The sequence below is a fragment of the Staphylococcus sp. HMSC035D11 genome, from assembly GCF_001836075.1.
GTDB classification, from domain to species: Bacteria; Bacillota; Bacilli; order Staphylococcales; family Staphylococcaceae; genus Staphylococcus; species Staphylococcus hominis.
This window is the reverse complement of sequence record NZ_KV827222.1, coordinates 74,823-91,931: the sequence shown is the minus strand read 5'-3', so window position 1 is coordinate 91,931 and position 17,109 is coordinate 74,823. Positions and strand designations below refer to the sequence as shown.

Annotated in this window: 18 protein-coding genes and 3 pseudogenes; 12 read left to right on the top strand and 9 right to left on the bottom strand. The window is 31.5% G+C overall.

The window, feature by feature from the left end:
* The first annotated feature begins 526 nt into the window (after positions 1–526).
* From HMPREF2647_RS11255 to HMPREF2647_RS01480, 4 genes and pseudogenes are all read left to right on the top strand, one after another.
* A complete protein-coding gene (locus HMPREF2647_RS11255; RefSeq protein WP_017175576.1) occupies positions 527–679 on the top strand; it encodes a hypothetical protein in 153 nt (50 codons plus the stop codon).
* 238 nt (positions 680–917) lie between these two features.
* Positions 918–1,301, top strand: a pseudogene (gene mobC / locus HMPREF2647_RS01495) (plasmid mobilization relaxosome protein MobC).
* Between the two features lie 165 nt (positions 1,302–1,466).
* Positions 1,467–1,730 (top strand): annotated as a pseudogene (locus tag HMPREF2647_RS01485) (relaxase/mobilization nuclease domain-containing protein); the annotation flags it as partial.
* A 55-nt stretch (positions 1,731–1,785) separates the two neighbouring features.
* On the top strand, positions 1,786–1,986 hold the full coding sequence (locus tag HMPREF2647_RS01480) for a hypothetical protein (protein WP_017175580.1): 201 nt from the start codon (positions 1,786–1,788) through the stop codon (positions 1,984–1,986).
* A gap of 322 nt (positions 1,987–2,308) precedes the next feature.
* On the opposite strand, the gene HMPREF2647_RS01475 is transcribed toward HMPREF2647_RS01480, so the two are convergent.
* Positions 2,309–2,740, bottom strand: a complete 432-nt coding sequence (locus HMPREF2647_RS01475) for a universal stress protein (protein ID WP_017175581.1) — start codon at positions 2,738–2,740, stop codon at positions 2,309–2,311.
* A gap of 895 nt (positions 2,741–3,635) precedes the next feature.
* Here HMPREF2647_RS01475 and HMPREF2647_RS01470 point away from each other — a divergent pair.
* Positions 3,636–3,908, top strand: coding sequence for a hypothetical protein (locus HMPREF2647_RS01470; RefSeq protein WP_017175582.1), 273 nt, complete (start codon positions 3,636–3,638; stop codon positions 3,906–3,908).
* A 777-nt stretch (positions 3,909–4,685) separates the two neighbouring features.
* Here HMPREF2647_RS01470 and HMPREF2647_RS11410 read toward each other — a convergent pair.
* A pseudogene (locus HMPREF2647_RS11410) lies at positions 4,686–4,769 on the bottom strand (hypothetical protein); the annotation flags it as partial.
* Here HMPREF2647_RS11410 and HMPREF2647_RS01465 point away from each other — a divergent pair.
* The 4 genes from HMPREF2647_RS01465 to bioB all read left to right on the top strand — a co-directional run bounded on the left by HMPREF2647_RS01465 (position 4,729) and on the right by bioB (position 9,076).
* Complete coding sequence (locus HMPREF2647_RS01465; RefSeq protein WP_231451771.1) at positions 4,729–5,730, top strand: PTS sugar transporter subunit IIC; 1,002 nt, start codon at positions 4,729–4,731, stop codon at positions 5,728–5,730. The pseudogene HMPREF2647_RS11410 and the gene HMPREF2647_RS01465 sit on opposite strands and share 41 nt — an antisense overlap.
* A gap of 178 nt (positions 5,731–5,908) precedes the next feature.
* Positions 5,909–6,907, top strand: a complete 999-nt coding sequence (gene argF / locus HMPREF2647_RS01460; RefSeq protein WP_048761618.1) for an ornithine carbamoyltransferase — start codon at positions 5,909–5,911, stop codon at positions 6,905–6,907.
* A 21-nt stretch (positions 6,908–6,928) separates the two neighbouring features.
* Positions 6,929–7,861, top strand: a complete 933-nt coding sequence (arcC, locus tag HMPREF2647_RS01455) for a carbamate kinase (protein WP_017175585.1) — start codon at positions 6,929–6,931, stop codon at positions 7,859–7,861.
* 249 nt (positions 7,862–8,110) lie between these two features.
* Positions 8,111–9,076, top strand: coding sequence for a biotin synthase BioB (bioB, locus tag HMPREF2647_RS01450; RefSeq protein ID WP_017175586.1), 966 nt, complete (start codon positions 8,111–8,113; stop codon positions 9,074–9,076).
* Between the two features lie 58 nt (positions 9,077–9,134).
* Here bioB and HMPREF2647_RS01445 read toward each other — a convergent pair whose 3' ends face one another.
* From HMPREF2647_RS01445 to HMPREF2647_RS01430, 4 genes are all read right to left on the bottom strand, one after another.
* On the bottom strand, positions 9,135–9,926 hold the full coding sequence (locus tag HMPREF2647_RS01445) for a hypothetical protein (RefSeq protein ID WP_017175587.1): 792 nt from the start codon (positions 9,924–9,926) through the stop codon (positions 9,135–9,137).
* A gap of 14 nt (positions 9,927–9,940) precedes the next feature.
* A complete protein-coding gene (locus HMPREF2647_RS01440; RefSeq protein WP_017175588.1) occupies positions 9,941–10,648 on the bottom strand; it encodes a hypothetical protein in 708 nt (235 codons plus the stop codon).
* A 73-nt stretch (positions 10,649–10,721) separates the two neighbouring features.
* Positions 10,722–11,219 (bottom strand): HTH domain-containing protein, encoded by a 498-nt coding sequence (locus HMPREF2647_RS01435; RefSeq protein WP_017175589.1) that lies wholly within the window; start codon positions 11,217–11,219, stop codon positions 10,722–10,724.
* 164 nt (positions 11,220–11,383) lie between these two features.
* The gene (locus HMPREF2647_RS01430; RefSeq protein ID WP_017175590.1) at positions 11,384–11,641 is read right to left on the bottom strand and encodes a hypothetical protein; all 258 of its coding nucleotides are present in this window, start codon (positions 11,639–11,641) and stop codon (positions 11,384–11,386) included.
* A gap of 407 nt (positions 11,642–12,048) precedes the next feature.
* Here HMPREF2647_RS01430 and nagA point away from each other — a divergent pair, with 407 nt between their 5' ends.
* Both nagA and HMPREF2647_RS01420 read left to right on the top strand, forming a co-directional pair.
* Positions 12,049–13,203, top strand: coding sequence for an N-acetylglucosamine-6-phosphate deacetylase (gene nagA / locus HMPREF2647_RS01425; protein ID WP_017175591.1), 1,155 nt, complete (start codon positions 12,049–12,051; stop codon positions 13,201–13,203).
* Positions 13,204–13,334: 131 nt separating this feature from the next.
* Positions 13,335–13,577: a hypothetical protein gene (locus HMPREF2647_RS01420; protein WP_017175592.1), complete on the top strand. Its 243-nt coding sequence runs from the start codon at positions 13,335–13,337 to the stop codon at positions 13,575–13,577.
* Between the two features lie 51 nt (positions 13,578–13,628).
* On the opposite strand, the gene nagB is transcribed toward HMPREF2647_RS01420, so the two are convergent.
* Positions 13,629–14,360 carry a glucosamine-6-phosphate deaminase gene (gene nagB / locus HMPREF2647_RS01415; protein ID WP_029376794.1) on the bottom strand — a complete coding sequence of 244 codons (732 nt, stop codon included), beginning with the start codon at positions 14,358–14,360 and terminating at the stop codon, positions 13,629–13,631.
* A 21-nt stretch (positions 14,361–14,381) separates the two neighbouring features.
* Positions 14,382–15,056 carry an N-acetylmannosamine-6-phosphate 2-epimerase gene (locus HMPREF2647_RS01410; RefSeq protein ID WP_002449363.1) on the bottom strand — a complete coding sequence of 225 codons (675 nt, stop codon included), beginning with the start codon at positions 15,054–15,056 and terminating at the stop codon, positions 14,382–14,384.
* A gap of 200 nt (positions 15,057–15,256) precedes the next feature.
* Between HMPREF2647_RS01410 and HMPREF2647_RS01405 the strand changes: the two genes are divergently transcribed.
* Positions 15,257–16,063, top strand: coding sequence for a MurR/RpiR family transcriptional regulator (locus HMPREF2647_RS01405; RefSeq protein ID WP_049334876.1), 807 nt, complete (start codon positions 15,257–15,259; stop codon positions 16,061–16,063).
* Positions 16,064–16,104: 41 nt separating this feature from the next.
* Here HMPREF2647_RS01405 and HMPREF2647_RS01400 read toward each other — a convergent pair whose 3' ends face one another.
* Positions 16,105–16,965: an ROK family protein gene (locus HMPREF2647_RS01400; protein ID WP_070859435.1), complete on the bottom strand. Its 861-nt coding sequence runs from the start codon at positions 16,963–16,965 to the stop codon at positions 16,105–16,107.
* Positions 16,966–17,109: the final 144 nt, after the last annotated feature.

Genomic DNA, 17,109 nt, shown 5'->3' with positions numbered 1-17,109 from the left:
GCTAATTTGTTAGAAATTATGTCCCAGCCTCAATTATTTCAGTATATAAACTTTAACGTAATCATAATTTCAAATAACATTTTAAGATATTTATTTTTGTTCACATAATTACTGATTATAGGTAGTAAGTTTGTATAATATATCATTTATTGTCTTTCCTCTTTATAAAAAAAAGCAGAGCTATTGTAATTATTAAGATTACTAAAGTTATCAACAAAGATTTTTCTATATCATTAATTAAAAAAAGCAATATCATAAAATTGGAATTATTAGTATCATTAGCGAAAAGAACTTATTCAATTTAAAGTCATCCTTTCAACATTTTTATTTTCTTTGGTAATTCCTTAAAGTCATTAATATTAATAAAAGTACTATATTTATAATATTGATTTATCACAGTTTATTTTTTCAAAATACAATAGTTCTGATAATACAATATTACTTTCAATATTAGTCTGTTTAATATATTATTTTATATTAATTATAATTTGTTTAGTTATTTTTAAATATAATAGGAGGAATTATTATGAAAAATTTTAACTATACTGATACAGGAGATAAAATTATAATAGAAATGTCTTTTCCTCAAAAATTCTCTTTCGTAGGGAGAGCCGATTCAGTATTTAAAAAACTACTAGAAGATAATAATGCTAAAATAACAAAATCTGATAAAGAGTAAATTGAATTTAGAAATATTATTATATAAAATAAGTGGCTAATATCTAGCCACTTATTTTTTCGCAGAAAAAATCTTAAGGGGCTTGGGGATATTCCCCAACAAGCCGGCGACGCTACCACGTATGTGGCTAGCAAAGCCAGTGCTTGCCAAACCACTATATTACTTTAATAACCTTTACATATTTTATATGCTTAGGTTATTCAAGTAATAACTTTCGAAGAAAGCGTGGTGGGAATGAATGAGTGAACGAGACACATTTGTGGCTAGCGACGATGCTGTTAAGAAAAACCGTAAACCTAACCGTAAGGAGCGTAAACAAATTAGTTTTCGAGTGAACGAAGGCGAATATTTAAAGTTACAACAATCTGCGGAAACTTTAAATATGAGTGTGCCTGCTTTCGTTAAGAAAAAGGCACAGGGAAGTCGATTGGTCGCACCAAAATTTGATAAAGAAACGCGACAATCGATAGCTAAGGATTTAAGCAAGCTAGGATCAAATGCTAATCAAATTGCTAAATATTGTAACTAACATCAATATGAGGCGCCGAATTATGAAGCATTAGAATATAATATCGAAGAATTACGTAGAAGGTTGGATGAAATATGGAAAGTCCTAAAATAAATATGATTTTAAGTCTAATTTTATTTATTGTCTGTTTAATTATGATTAGCTATTTTATTTTTTATGCACATCAATTTTGGGCAAGTATCTTTTTTTTACTTTTAGCCTTTATAGATGTTATTAAATGCTATACATCTTATAAAGAAATGAAAGAACGTGATATAAATGGCCACAGCTAAAATAAGTTCAACGAAATCAACGTCACGGGCTATTAATTACGCTGAAAAACGGGCTGAAGAAAAAAGTGGCTTAAATTGTGACATAGACTATGCCAAGGGAAGTTTCAAAGCGACACGTGAACTGTATGGAAAAACGGGTGGCAACGAAGGTCATGTGGTTATCCAGTCATTTAAGTCTGGCGAAGTAACACCAGCACAATGTAATCAACTTGGAATGGAATTAGCCGAGAAGATAGCACCTAATCATCAAGACAAGAAGAAACTCGTTTTCAACTCGTTTCAAAACAAAGACAAAGGAGATAATTATGAGTCAATTTAACCGAATTTTTGACGGTAACAATTATTTCGAATGTGATAAATGTGGAAGTTTAGCAACCATCGATGAAGATGGGAAGTTAATGCGAATGATTACGAATATACAAGGTTTGCCAGTAATTTACGAAGAAAAAAATAAAGAATCGTTTATAGATGAAAACGGAAACTTAAAATGCGACTGTAGTGATTAAAAAATTTAATATCGCTTTATTCCAATTGCTTTATTGACGTTGAGCCTCGGAACCCTTAACAATCCCCAAAACTTGTCGAATGGTCGACTTAATAGCTCATGCTATGCCGACATTCGTCTACAAGTTTAGTTAAGAGTTCTTCTCAACTTCAATAAATTTTCTCGGCATAAATGCGTGTCTAATCTTTTTTAGAACGACTAATCAAAAAATAATCTAAAAAATCACAAACCAAAATTAAAAAAATAAAAAAGCCTAAATACTCTCTCGATTTGTGAGAAAGTATTTAGGCTTTTTGAATTAATAAATTTCTTACTTCTTATGTTTATTTAACAATTAGTACTGGGACAGAACTTCTTTTAGCAATCTTATGTGTAACATCTCCTAAAACATGTTTAATATTCAAATCGACTCTATGATTACTCATAATTACTAAATCAAATTCACCATTATTTATATCTCCAGAAGTAATTTTTTCTAAGATTGTATCTTTAATATGCCCAAAATCTACATCTATTTTATATTGAATACCTCTTTTTTCTAATTCACGTAAAAATGGAGTGAGTTTTTTTTCTTTTTCTCTAATAATATCTTCTTTATGCTTATTATAATACTTTATACTAATTGCAAGATCATTTTCTGTTACAACGTGATAAATTACAACAACTGAATCTTCATCGGTGACTTTTTCTAAATAGTCAGGGATAGCACTAAAATCATTTTCGAAATCATAGGGTAATAATATATTTTTGAACATCTACACCAGCCTCCTATTACTTATTATTTAGATGTCTATTACTTATATATACCCTGAATATATATACTTATTCTGGTTCTGTTGCAAAGTGAAAAATATAGCTAACCACTATTTGAAATTTTAAGATACTTTTTTAGAGCATTTAGAGAGATTTATAGAATAATAAACAGGTTAAAAAGTAATAGGAAAAATAGGATTTGGATAAAAAAATCAATCCTATTTATAGCATTGACGTCGACTGAAGCCTATGAAATCAACTAAAATAATAGTATTCAGACAATTTAAAGTGGTCTTGTAACAATTGTAAATAGTATGCAATATTAGAGGTTATAGTATCGATAAATTCTTATTCAATATTAACTATAAGTATTGTTATATCAGCGTTTATGATAATTTTAAAAAGAGCACTTAATTAAAAGAAAATAGAGATATAGATGTATTCTAATATTGATTGGACCATTTCAATTAATATTATTAAATAAGCAGTTAACATAAGTGATAATTATCAGAAGTTCCGTCACTATAAAACTAATTATTATCCATTTTTATCCTTTCTTTAAGATTGAGAGATAGTAAAAAAGTTAACTACACTTGTAGCTAACTTTTTTTGTTCGAAGAAAATAAAAATGCACCTAAGAATAATAAAGGAAAAATAACGAATAAACGAGTAATAAAAAAGTTGGTAGGTAAAAATATATAAATAATAAAAGATAATATGAAACAAAGAAAATATATTTTTTTATTTGTACTCATGTCATCACATCTCCAGTATTATTGTATTATAACTTTTTTAATTGTTCTTTAGGTTGCCAATCTCCGCTATTAGTTCAGAACATTATCTAAAGATTGCTACCAATCTAAAAATATAATACTAATGTAGGAGGCTAATAGATAAATGATAACTTTTATATACCAACTTATTTTATTTTTTATAATTATAGGAACGTATGCTTTAATGCGTGGAGGATATATGGATATTGAATGGAATTTTTTATTATCTATGTATGGCATGTTCGTTGGATACTTGGTAATGTTCTATTTTTCGATTTATACTAATACTGACTTTAGTAGAAGAACAATAAAAATAATAGCAACAATCAGTATTATTTTAATGACTATTATCTTAGTTATTTTAGGACATTTGTTGTTTATTTTATTAACAGAATAAAGATACAAAAGGGCTTTTCTAGACATGAATATATAATCTACTTTTTATTTTTATATAGATAATTACCAATAAATTCTACTAAAAAATGAATAATTGTACCTAAAATAATAGCTGATAAACAAAGTAAGGTGATACTATAATTGTCGCTTAATGAAAATAAAAAATACAATAAAATCAAAACTCCAACTAATGTTATTTTAAAAGTCTTTTTATCTACTTTTGCCATCTCCTTTTCTAAGTTTAAGTTAACAATAAATAATATTTATTATCATTTATGATTATCAAAAGTTATGTTAATGGAATAAATTAATAAACTTTTCATTAATAGAACAATAATATAGATGTCATACAGCTGAGACGTTTGAGCGTCTCAGCTTTTTGCATAATAAAAGAGCAGTTATAATCGATTGTTATTATGACAAATGTAATAGTTAAAATCACACACAGAATGTGCTTAACACGTCATATCACATATTTAAAAGGAAGTGAGTGACTTAATAAATATATTCAAGATAAGTTATAACTACAGATTATTTCATTTGTATATTTATATCATTTTGTCGATTATTTCATAATGTGTAAGATAGATATATTTTGAAGTAATTAAGTAAAAAATAAACAAATTTTTCAATTTAATTTAAAAATTTAAAAAATTCCGTGAAATATATTTCGTTTTTTAGTAAACTGTCTACTAAGGAAGAAAGTAAGTAGTGAGATATTGTTTGATTTGAAGCCATACCTCACATCTAAATTAAATATAAGGGGATGACAGTAGATTATGGATTTATTAATTGGTACGTTGTTTTTAGTTTTAGTCTTAGTGATTTTTACGTTATTTACATATAAAGCACCTAGTGGTATGCGTGCGATGGGAGCTTTAGCTAATGCAGCCATTGCGACATTTTTAGTAGAAGCTTTTAACAAATATGTAGGTGGAGAAGTATTTGGTATTAAATTTTTAGAACAACTAGGTGACGCTGCGGGAGGTCTTGGTGGTGTCGCTGCTGCTGGGTTAACGGCCTTAGCTATTGGTGTTTCACCTGTGTATGCATTAGTTATCGGAGCTGCTTGTGGTGGTTTAGACTTACTTCCTGGGTTCTTTGCTGGGTATATTGTAGGTTATCTTATGAAATATACAGAAAAATATGTTCCAGATGGTGTAGATCTTATTGGTTCAATCGTTCTTCTTGCACCACTTGCACGTTTAATTGCGACGGGTTTAACGCCAGTAGTGAATAATACATTACTAAAAATTGGTGACATTATTAAAAGTAGTACGGACACAAATCCAATTATTATGGGGATTATTCTTGGAGGCATTATTACTGTTGTAGGTACAGCACCGTTAAGTTCAATGGCTTTAACCGCATTACTTGGTTTAACTGGCGTGCCAATGGCCATTGGTGCTATGGCTGCATTTAGTTCGGCATTTATGAATGGTACGCTGTTCCATCGTTTAAAATTAGGAGATCGTAAGTCAACGATTTCAGTAAGTATTGAACCGTTATCTCAAGCTGATATTGTCTCTGCTAATCCGATACCAGTGTATGTGACAAACTTCTTTGGAGGAGCTGTTGCAGGTTTAATTATCGCTTTATCTGGTATGATCAATGATGCGACAGGTACAGCAACACCCATTGCAGGATTCTTAGTGATGTTTGGTTTTAATAGTCCAATGAAAGTGATTATCTATGGTGTTGTAATGGCAATTGTGGGTGGTTTAGCAGGTTTTCTTGGTTCTCTTGTATTCAAAAAATATCCGATTGTTACAAAACAAGATATGATAGATCGTGAAGCAAAAAGAAAAGTTAAAACAGCATAAATATGAGTGACTTCTTTGTCAAAATATGGCAAAGAAGTTTTTTGTTGTATGTTTTAAATTTTCTATCTTATGTTTTTTGTGTAATAATATAATAAAAAGTTACACATATTGTAACGTTCATACACATCATGTGTATTGAATTTTAAATGCTAAATCTCTGACAAAGGAGTGGGCTAAGATGCAAAATTTAAGAAATAGAAATTTTTTAACATTACTTGATTTTTCAAAAAAAGAAATGGAATTCTTACTTAATCTCTCTGAAGATTTAAAACGTGCAAAATATGCTGGTATTGAACAACAAAAACTTAAAGGTAAAAATATCGCTTTAATTTTCGAAAAAAATTCTACACGCACACGTTGTGCGTTTGAAACAGCAGCTTATGATCAAGGTGCTCATGTGACGTATCTTGGGCCTACAGGTACACAAATGGGAGTAAAAGAAACGGCTAAAGATACGGCTCGTGTTTTAGGTGGTATGTATGACGGTATCGAATATCGCGGATTTTCTCAACGTACTATTGAAGAAATTGCAGAATATGCTGGTGTTCCGGTTTGGAATGGTTTAACGAATGAAGATCATCCAACACAAGTGCTTGCTGATTTTTTAACTGCAAAAGAAGTATTAAAAAAACCTTATGAAGACATTCATTTCACATATATTGGTGATGGACGCAATAATATGGCAAATGCATTGATGCAAGGCGCAGCTATTATGGGAATGACATTCCATCTTGTGTGTCCGAAAGAGTTAAGACCTAAAGATGAGTTACTAAAAACATGTCAGTCATTGGCTGATAAAAACGGCGGTACTATTTTAGTGACTGACAATATTGACCAAGGGGTGAAAGGATCGGATGTGATTGCTACAGATGTGTGGGTATCGATGGGTGAACCTGACGATACTTGGGAAGAACGTATTAAATTATTAGAACCTTATCGTGTAACAAAAGAATTAATAGAAAAAACAGGCAATCCACATACCATTTTTGAACACTGTTTACCTGCTTTCCATAATGCAGAAACAGAAATTGGTAAACAAATTAAAGAAAAATATGGTTTGAATGAAATGGAAGTCACAGATGAGGTCTTCGAAAGTGATCGTTCTGTTGTCTTTCAAGAAGCCGAAAACAGAGCACATACGATTAAAGCAGTAATGGTGGCAACTTTAGGCGAATAGAGAAAAAAGGGGGACCTATGGATGTCTAAAATCGTGGTCGCATTAGGTGGCAATGCTTTAGGGGAATCACCGAAAGAACAATTAGAGCTTGTAAAAGGAACAGCTCAATCATTAGTTGGTTTAATAAACAAAGGATATGAAGTTGTCATTAGTCATGGGAATGGACCACAAGTGGGAAGTATTAATTTAGGATTAAATTATGCAGCAGAACATGAACAAGGCCCGCCTTTCCCATTCCCTGAATGTGGCGCAATGAGTCAGGCGTATATTGGCTATCAAATGCAAGAAAGCTTACTTAACGAACTCCATACTTTAGGTATCAATAAAGAAGTTGTAACACTCGTAACACAAGTCGAAGTAGCGAGCGATGATCCAGCGTTTCAACATCCAACGAAACCTATTGGCTTATTTTATACAGAAGAACAAGCAGATAAAATGAGACAAGAAAAAGGATATACATTTATGGAGGATGCAGGACGTGGGTATCGTCGCGTTGTGCCTTCTCCTCAACCTATTAATATTGTTGAACTTGATAGTATTGAAACACTCATTAAACATGGCACGCTTGTCATTGCAGCTGGTGGTGGCGGTATCCCAGTTGTTAAGGAACAAAGTGGTCGTTATCAAGGTGTCGATGCAGTCATTGATAAAGATAAGACAAGTGCATTACTTGCAGCTCATTTACAATCGGATCAATTAATTATTTTAACAGCTGTTGATTATGTTTATATTAATTACGGAAAAGACAATCAAGAAGGACTAGGTGACGTCACAGTCGATGATATGAAAGGATATATTGCCGATAATCAATTTGCGAAAGGCAGTATGTTGCCAAAAGTAGAAGCAGCTCTTCAATTTATTGAAAAGAATCCCAAAGGTAGTGTGTTGATTACTTCTTTATCAGGTTTAAATGATGCGCTAGAAGGTAAAATTGGTACACGTATTACAAAATAAATAGTTATATTAAATCGCTTGAGCCTAATATATGTATTTTACATATGTAGGCTCAAGTTTTTTTATGAGTTACTCAAATATCTAATAGTTACAAGTTCTACTTCGGATTGTCTGAGGTTATATTCATAGACCATTTCATTTTAAAACATCCTTTGATTTAATCAAAGAATAATGTAAACTTATTATTATATAAAGTTTACAATTATGAGTTTTATTAGTGTATTTTAAAAGATAGGAGTGACAAACATCATGACATTAAATCTAGCAGAACGTGTATTGAATGGAGAAGCGTTAACTAAAGAAGAGTGTCTAAGTCTATTTCAAGACGAAACGATTGATACGTTTGAATTATTAAATGAAGCCTATATAGTAAGAAAACATTATTACGGTAAAAAAGTAAAACTGAATATGATTTTAAACGCGAAAAGTGGCATATGTCCGGAAGATTGTGGTTACTGTGGTCAATCTGTCAAAATGAAAGAAAAACAACGTTATGCTTTAGTGGACCAAGAACAAATTAAAGCAGGGGCACAAGTCGCGACAGACCATAAAATTGGAACGTATTGTATTGTAATGAGTGGACGTGGTCCTTCGAATAAAGAAGTAAATCATATTTGTGATACGGTAGAAGATATTAAAGCTATTCATCCACAACTTAAAATTTGTGCGTGTTTAGGTTTAGTCGATGATGAACAAGCGACACAATTAAAAGAAGCCGGTGTTGATCGCTATAATCATAATTTAAATACAAGTGAACGTTACCATGAGGAAGTTGTTTCAACACATACATATGAAGATAGAGTGAATACGGTTGAAATTATGAAAGAACATAATATTTCACCATGTTCTGGTGTGATTTGTGGCATGGGAGAAACAGATGAAGATATTATCGATATGGCATTTGCGTTAAAAGAGATTGATGCAGACAGTATTCCAGTAAACTTCTTACATCCGATTAAAGGTACCAAGTTTGGTGGGTTAGACTTGTTATCTCCAACAAAGTGTCTACGTATCTTAGCTCTGTTTCGATTGATTAATCCTACTAAAGAAATTCGAATTGCGGGTGGTCGTGAAGTCAATTTACGTTCACTTCAAGCAACTGCACTTCAAGCAGCCAATTCTATCTTTGTAGGCGATTATTTAGTAACAGGCGGACAACCTAATGAGCTTGATTACCAAATGATTGAAGATATGGGATTTGAGATAGACGGGTAGTGAACATATTATAAAACACCTTCTAGCAGTTTTGGTTAGAAGGTGTTTTATTTAATATCTATTTTTCAGTATTTTTTCTTGCTTTATACGCATGAGTTGCTGCTGCACTTGCATTTTGAGAAGCTTCTGCGGCATTTTCATTGGCTGCTCTAGCGCTATGTGCCGCTCTTTCTGCCCATATTGCAGATGCTTGGGAATTGGATGCTGCTAATTCTGACGCGTATTTTGCTGCTTTAGCATCTACACTTGTTTGAGTAACAGTAGAAAGAATTTGTTGTTGTTGCCCTTCCATACGTGCTTGATGTGATTCTGTTTCATATAAATTAATGGCTTCTTTTAAAGTATCAGCGCGTTGGTTATAAAGATAACTAAACATTGAACGTAAAGAATGAATGTGAGTATAAGCTTTTGGAATACGTTGTTGGGCTTTAGAAGCTGCTACAGTGTGGTGTATATCAGTTAATGTGTGTTGATGACGTTGAATATTATGTTGATGCTGTTGAATATCGGGTTGATCTTTCAGCTCTTTTTCAGCTTTTTTATATCCTTTCGATTTAGTAATTGATTTGTTTTCAGGTCTGATATTTTTATTTTTGACGAACCAGACGATAAGTAAAATGAGTCCAATCATCATAAGGCTAGTTGAGTGATAGATAAACAATGATATGAGTATCATCACAAGACTCGGTAATAATAATATTAACATGTTTTTCTTTTTGACTTGTTTTAATGTTAAGTGTTTTATCTCTTGTTCTTCTTGACGAATGAGTTTATTTTGAAACTCTTTTTGATCATGTGCTTTAATTAATAATGCGATATCTGACATTAACTGTTCTTTTGTTTGATACATATATTAACTACTCCTTATTCCATATTGAAATCTGAGAATTTAACTTGTGTAACGTCTTTATCTTTAGGTGAGAGGTCAACGAGTTTTTGATGTTTATTATCTAATTTAATCATTGTATATTTATAATCGTCATCATCCGCATCATCTCCTCTAAGGGCTGAAGGATTTGCTGTAAAGGTTCCAATATACTCTACATTTTTAGTGGGATATTGAGATTGACCTGTTTCAACGCTTGTATAAAACATAAAACTATCTTTGTCGGTAGCGGATTGATTCATCGCCTTACCAATATCATTTTGGAAATCTTTTTTAGAAATGTTATTTGTAGTTAGTAATGTGAATAAAGGTTTTCCGTTATCTGTGGTTAATTCTATATAGCTTTTAACATCTTGATAAGGTGTTTCGTCATAGTCAACGTCTTTACTATCTAGTGTTTTTTTGACTTCGTTGGCATCTAACTTACTAATTAAGCTAGGTGGAATTTCTAAAGAATCATCGAATGCAATCATTTTCATCTTGCCGGCTTTCGTGAGGTATATCCAATCTACTTTTGATTCTCCATTGGAATTACTTACGGTATATAAAAAGTGTTCCTTTTTATCATTAATAATATCTTTAATAGAAATATCTTTTTTATGTTCGATACTTTGGCTACATCCTGTCAGTGAAAAAGTGAATATTGCTAAGCTCATTATGATGAGGAAAGGTTTGAATTTTTTCATAGTAACAACTCCTTAATAAAATTTTTAAAATGAACATGTAGGATGTATATATTACAACCTACATGTTATGAGGTCATACTTCATTTCTTAGATAAATCATTTGTAGTTTGATAAGTTCTACGGTGAATTGTTTTAATAGATGATCAGGAGAAATCAATCGTAACGAGCGATGATATTGAAAACATAAGTCAATTGCTTCATTAGGATTTAAATTCATTTGAACGTCATATGTTTTATCGTTTTTATTTAAAATTTTAATGTCATCACGTATTTTTAACGTTTCGTATAGCTTAAATGTCACTTCATATGTCACTTGAACACGTAAGTCATCTTGATGTGAATATTTAGGAGAACGTTTAATAAAGTAGCTATTTTTACTTTGTTCAAATTGAATTTGTAACTCAAGATCTGAGTGCAGCGTTGATTCATATAGATAATGTCGAATATTATCTATATCTCGTTGAATCGTTCTAGGATTCACATTAAATTCTGTTGCAAGTTCTAATTTGTTGACTGTTTCATTTTTTAATAATTTATCGTAGATATTTAATACTCTAAATGCTTGTTCCATAGGCGAAAGCTTCCTTTCACAAAACCTAAATTTATTATAAGAAACGACCTTAGACATGATAGGTCATTTCTTTAAAAGTTTTTATTTTATAAAAATTGTATTTTTCGCTTTAAATGGCGTACTATTTAAATTTGAAAATTTAAGTTAGTTATATCGTGTCTAACCTAGTCATTTCCCAGGACATATGAATAAAGAATGAACCATTCTATTAATTCAGATGGATTAGTCGATATGAGTTTTAAATAAGGGCGTAGTGTATGATTTTGATTCAATTTGTGAAAGATTTTAGTGAAATTGCAGTTTAATAATGTTTCATCGTTAGTGCATGATTGACCAAATTCAATACGTTCATATTGAGCGATTATCGTTTGTGGCGTTTCATTTAGATTATTGAGTTCTGTAATGATTTCGTGATATATCATGTCATTCACCTCCATTTCTCACGTTGGAAACTAAAGGCGCCTGACAAGGCGACTTCTTTATTATTAGAAGGGGAGGTACTTTTAAGAAATAGAAATCAGCATAATGAAAAAAATGCCACTCTTATCAATTGAGGTAAGGGTGGCACGATGTTGAGATAAATTTAGAAATGGTATATAAAAGTCTCGCGCATTCATGCGCGAGACTTTTTGTCATTGATATTTCTTCTTTATCCTGATATCAAATCTTTTTCATTTATAGAATAGTCTTGTTTGAGAAGAATATATATAATCATTTAATGACGTTTTTGAAAATTTTTTCCAAAAGAAGAAATTGCCTAATGATGACAATATGAAATGATATAATATCTTTGAAATGATAAGAAATTTTATAGAAAAGAAGGGGTATCATGTCTCAATATGTCATTACAAATGGAAGAATTTATACGGAAGCACAAGTTATTGAAAAAGGGTATCTTGTCGTAGAAAATGGCAAAATTAGTGATATTCAAAAAGGTGATTATAAAGGTCATTTAAATCAAATAGATGTAGCAGGAAAGCATGTGTTACCAGGTTTTATCGATATTCATATTCATGGTGGCTATGGAGAAGATGCGATGGATGCATCGTATGACGGCTTAAATCATTTAGCTAAACAATTATTGTCTGAAGGTACAACAACATTTTTAGCAACAACGATGACGCAATCTGATGAGAATATTGAAAAAGCATTGAACAATATTGTCGCTTGTTATGAAAATCAAACGTTAGGTGAAGCGGCTGAAATCGGTGGCGTACATTTAGAAGGACCATTTATTTCTGAACACAAAGTAGGGGCACAAAACCCTAAATATGTACAACGTCCTACTGTTGAAAAAATTCGACATTTTCAAGAGGTAGCGAAAGGATTAATTAAAATCATTACTTTTGCCCCAGAAGTCGAAGGTGCTCATGAGACGTTAAATGAATTGCGTGATGATATCATCTTTTCAATGGGACATACTGTTGCCACATTTGAAGAAGCAAATGAAGCGGTAGAACGAGGTGCGAAACATGTAACGCATCTTTACAACGCTGCAACACCTTTTGAGCATCGTAATCCAGGTGTGTTTGGTGCCGCATGGACCAATCAAAGTTTAAACACTGAAATTATTGGTGATGGGATTCATTCACATCCTGCTGCTGTAGATATTGCATATAAGCAAAAAGGAGCTACTCACATGTATTTAATTACAGATGCCATGCGTGCCAAAGGTATGAAAGATGGTGAGTATGATTTAGGTGGACAAAATGTGATTGTTAAAGGGAAAGAAGCACGTTTAGAAAATGGCACACTTGCAGGCAGTATTTTAAAAATGAATGAAGGACTGCATAATTTAATTCAATTTACGCATGATAGTTTAGACCACTTATGGCGAGTGGCAAGTTTAAATCAAGCCATTGCACTTAATATTGATAAGCAAAAAGGAAGCTTAAGCATAGGAAAAGATGCAGATATCGTAATTGTAGACGACCATATACAAGTAGATACAACGATTAAATCAGGTACCATTCATCATTTTTAAGACTACTCGCATGGTGAAAAATGAATAATTTAGTATCTCTTTATCTTTTTAGGTTTATATATATGAAGTTTAGTGTATATACATAGTAAATCTACATAATATATGAATTCTAAGTAAAGGAGGGATAGATAATGCAAAATGATTTAAGATTTCCAAGTGCAAAAAATTTCTTTACTACTTTAGGATGGTTATCGGTCATTGCTTTATTAGCAGTTGTAGTAGTCAATGCGCTTTATAATAGTTCTTTTAAAAGTTGGTCAGATATCAGTGTGAATTTCACTCAAACGGATTTAATTTTCTTGATTACTTTCGCAATTATTGCGATAGTTTGTATTATTATTTCATTGCTTTTAAAATTATTTAAACATCCATAGGAAGTAAAGTTAATATATTAAAAGGGACAGAACTCGAACGTTCTGTCCTTTTTAGTGGTTTAAATAATTAAATATGACATCATCAATAATAATATCTACATTCGGATGCGTTTGTAAAATAGAGGCAGGTAATGTTTCAGTTTTTGAACCATTCACTAAACGCTCAATAGCTTCTTGTTTACGTTCTCCAAAAGCTAATAAAATGATACGTTTTGCGCGCATAATAGATTGTAATCCCATAGAAATGGCTTGTTTTGGAACATCATCAATCGTATCAAAATGAATACTATTTGCTTTAATCGTAGAATCAGTTAAATCTACAACGCGTGTTTGACTATCAAAAGATGTACCTGGTTCATTGAAACCGATATGGCCATTTTCTCCAATACCTAATAATTGAATATCGGGTTGTCCTATAGAGAATAGACGCTGTTCATAAGCATATGCTTCGTCTTCAAGATCAGGTGCGTCTCCTCTTGGAATGTAGATATGATCTTCATTCCATTCGTTATGATTAAATAAAAGCTCATGCATATATGTGTAGTAGCTTTGAGGGTGTGATGAATTAAGACCCACATACTCATCTAAGTTAAATGTTTTAATATCATTTAAATTCACACGATTTGCCGTTAATAATTCAGATAATCGTGGATAAATCTCTGTCATCGTATTACCTGTCGCTAATCCAAGAGTAGCTGTCGGCGTGCTTTGTATTAACTTTAATAACTCAACTGCTACATAATCACTTGCGATAGATTTGTTTTTTAAATTGATCAATTTCATCATCTAAACGCCTCCATATGTTTATGAATGATTTTTTACTGCTTCAACAAATCGTTCGGTAATTTGTTTAGGTCGTGTAATCGCACCACCAACTACTGTACAATGAACACCAAGTTCGTTCACTTTTTTATACATGTCAGGTGTGATGACATTACCCTCTGCAATGACTTTTGTGTTTACTTGATTAAGTACTTCCTTTAAAAATTCAAAATCATTTTCATATAATATATGACCCTTTGTATAAGATGTATACCCTCTTAGAGTGGTTCCAATATAGTCAAAACCTAATTGATCTGCATAAATAGCTTCTTCAATCGTTGAGATATCAGCCATAATTTCAATATCAGGCGCTTTTTCTCTAATATATTTCACAAGTTCTTCAAGAGATTCTTTTGGACGTTTTTGTTTAGTAGCATCTAAAGCAATGACTTCACAACCGCTTTCAATGAGTTCATTTACCTCTTTTGAAGTTGCAGTTATAAATACACTTGAGTTAGTGTAATCTCGTTTAACAATTCCGATAACTGGTAAATTGATCTCCTTGCGAATAGCTACAATATCTTCTATAGAGTTAGCACGTATACCTACTGCACCGCCTTGATAAGCAGCTAAAGCCATTTTTGACATAATGAACGAAGAATGTAAAGGTTCTTCAGGTAAAGCTTGGCAAGAAACGATTAATCCTTGTGGTAACATATCATTCACTCCGTAACATTTATATTTATAAATAGAATATATCGAGTTTGTGGTTATTTATACAATACTGTTGAATTGATTTACTCATATCATAACATTAAGAAAATTATTATCAATTTAAAATTATAAATTGAAAAATATTTTCATTTATAATAAATTAGATATAAGCTATTTAATTGAGTAAAGAGGAGGATTGTAAAATGAAATTTGAAAATAGAGTTCAGCGTTGTCGTCATTTATTAACAAAAACAGATAAACGAATTATAGAATATATACAAAAGCATCCACTTGATGATAGTTTCTCAACAATTAATTCGTTGGCTTATGCAATTGAAACATCGCCAGCTACAATAACGCGTTTCAGTAACAAATTAAATTACGATAATTTTCAAGATATGAAGTTTAGTTTGCAACATGAAAAATCAGAGAAATCTGTAGAAAATGCACCATTAGTACAACTTATACATCGTTATCATCAAAATATCATTCAACAAACTGGAGAGTTTATTTCTGAGGAAAAAATTAAACGCTTAGCACATAATTTAAAAACATGTAGACAGGTGAATTTCGCAGGTTTAGGGAGTTCAGGTTTAACAGCAAGTGAATTTTATTATCGTGCCATGCGTATGGGGATAAAAGGTTTAGTATCCACAGATGCTCATCAAATGAAGATTTCTGCGTCATTATTATCATCGAATGATATGTTTGTAGCAATTTCAAATAGTGGGGAAACAAGTGAGCTTATCGATGCGGCTAAAATAGCACGAAATCAAGGCGCTTATGTTGTTGTAATTACTAATTTTGAAGGAAGCACAATTACTAAAAATGCAGATTTAGTGCTGATTACGTCTGCGCAGTCCAATAATAATGATTCAAGATTTATTAATTCACAGATTGCAACTCACTTTTTATTAGATCTTGTGAGTTACATTCTTCTTGGAGATCCTTACATGCATAAACTCTATCAACAAACACGTCAAGTTGTTCTAAACCATGGGAGCAAATAAATAAGAGGACTAGAATGCGTAGTCCTCCATGTTTATAACTACTATTGTATTGCACCGTACAAAGCTGCATTATTACCACTTCGAGTCGTCTGAAGACGTGCTATTCCATAATGAGGCGGAAGGTAATAATGAATTTTAGGCTTAATATATTTTAATAGTTTATCTTTTTGAGAAGAGATACCTCCACCAATCAAGATAAGTTCAGGATCATAGATAATTTGTAATTGAGCGATACCTTCAGCTACTGAATGGCTCCACTCTTCTAAAATATTGATTGCTACAGTGTCATTTTCTTCAGCTAATTCAAATAATTTTGGTACGTTAGTGTCATACTTAAAGTGATGTAATAGCATTAAATCTTTTAGCGCTGAAGTTGAAGCCCTTTGTTCAAATGTTTTGTCATCGGAAGAACGATAAAGCAAATAACCAATTTCATTTGCTCGATGACGTGCACCTTGATAGATTCCAATAGATTTATTATAAAATGCACCGCCAATTCCTGTTCCTAAAGTAAGACAAAAGATGTTATTTTCTTCATAATTATGCAAAGAAAGTTCCCCAAGTAATGCTGCATCTACATCGTTGTAAACAGTTATATTTGAGGACAATTCCTTGAAAACATTTAAAAAATTTGTGCCATCAAAATTTTGAATAGTTGGTCCAGTGTAAACAATTTCTCCACGAGTTGAATCTACAACGCCAGCACTTGAGATACCAATTTGAGGATTTTTAAGCTGATATTTTTTTATAAATGCATCAATGATTAAGTATATTTCGTTCGTTATTAAAATGTGAATATTGTCTGGAGTAGCAATAGTTTTATAATCAATAATGTTTAATTCATTGTTAATTACTGCAAGTTTTATATTAGTGCCCCCGATATCAACTGCAATTTTATACATATAAAAAACCTCCTTAGTTTTCTTTATAACTACTATAAATCATTTTTAGTCCTCTAGTTTTAATTTGAAAATTATTTTCATTAAATTTAGAATTATTTGTTAATATTTTTCATATAGTATTGTATAAAAATATGATAGCGTTTA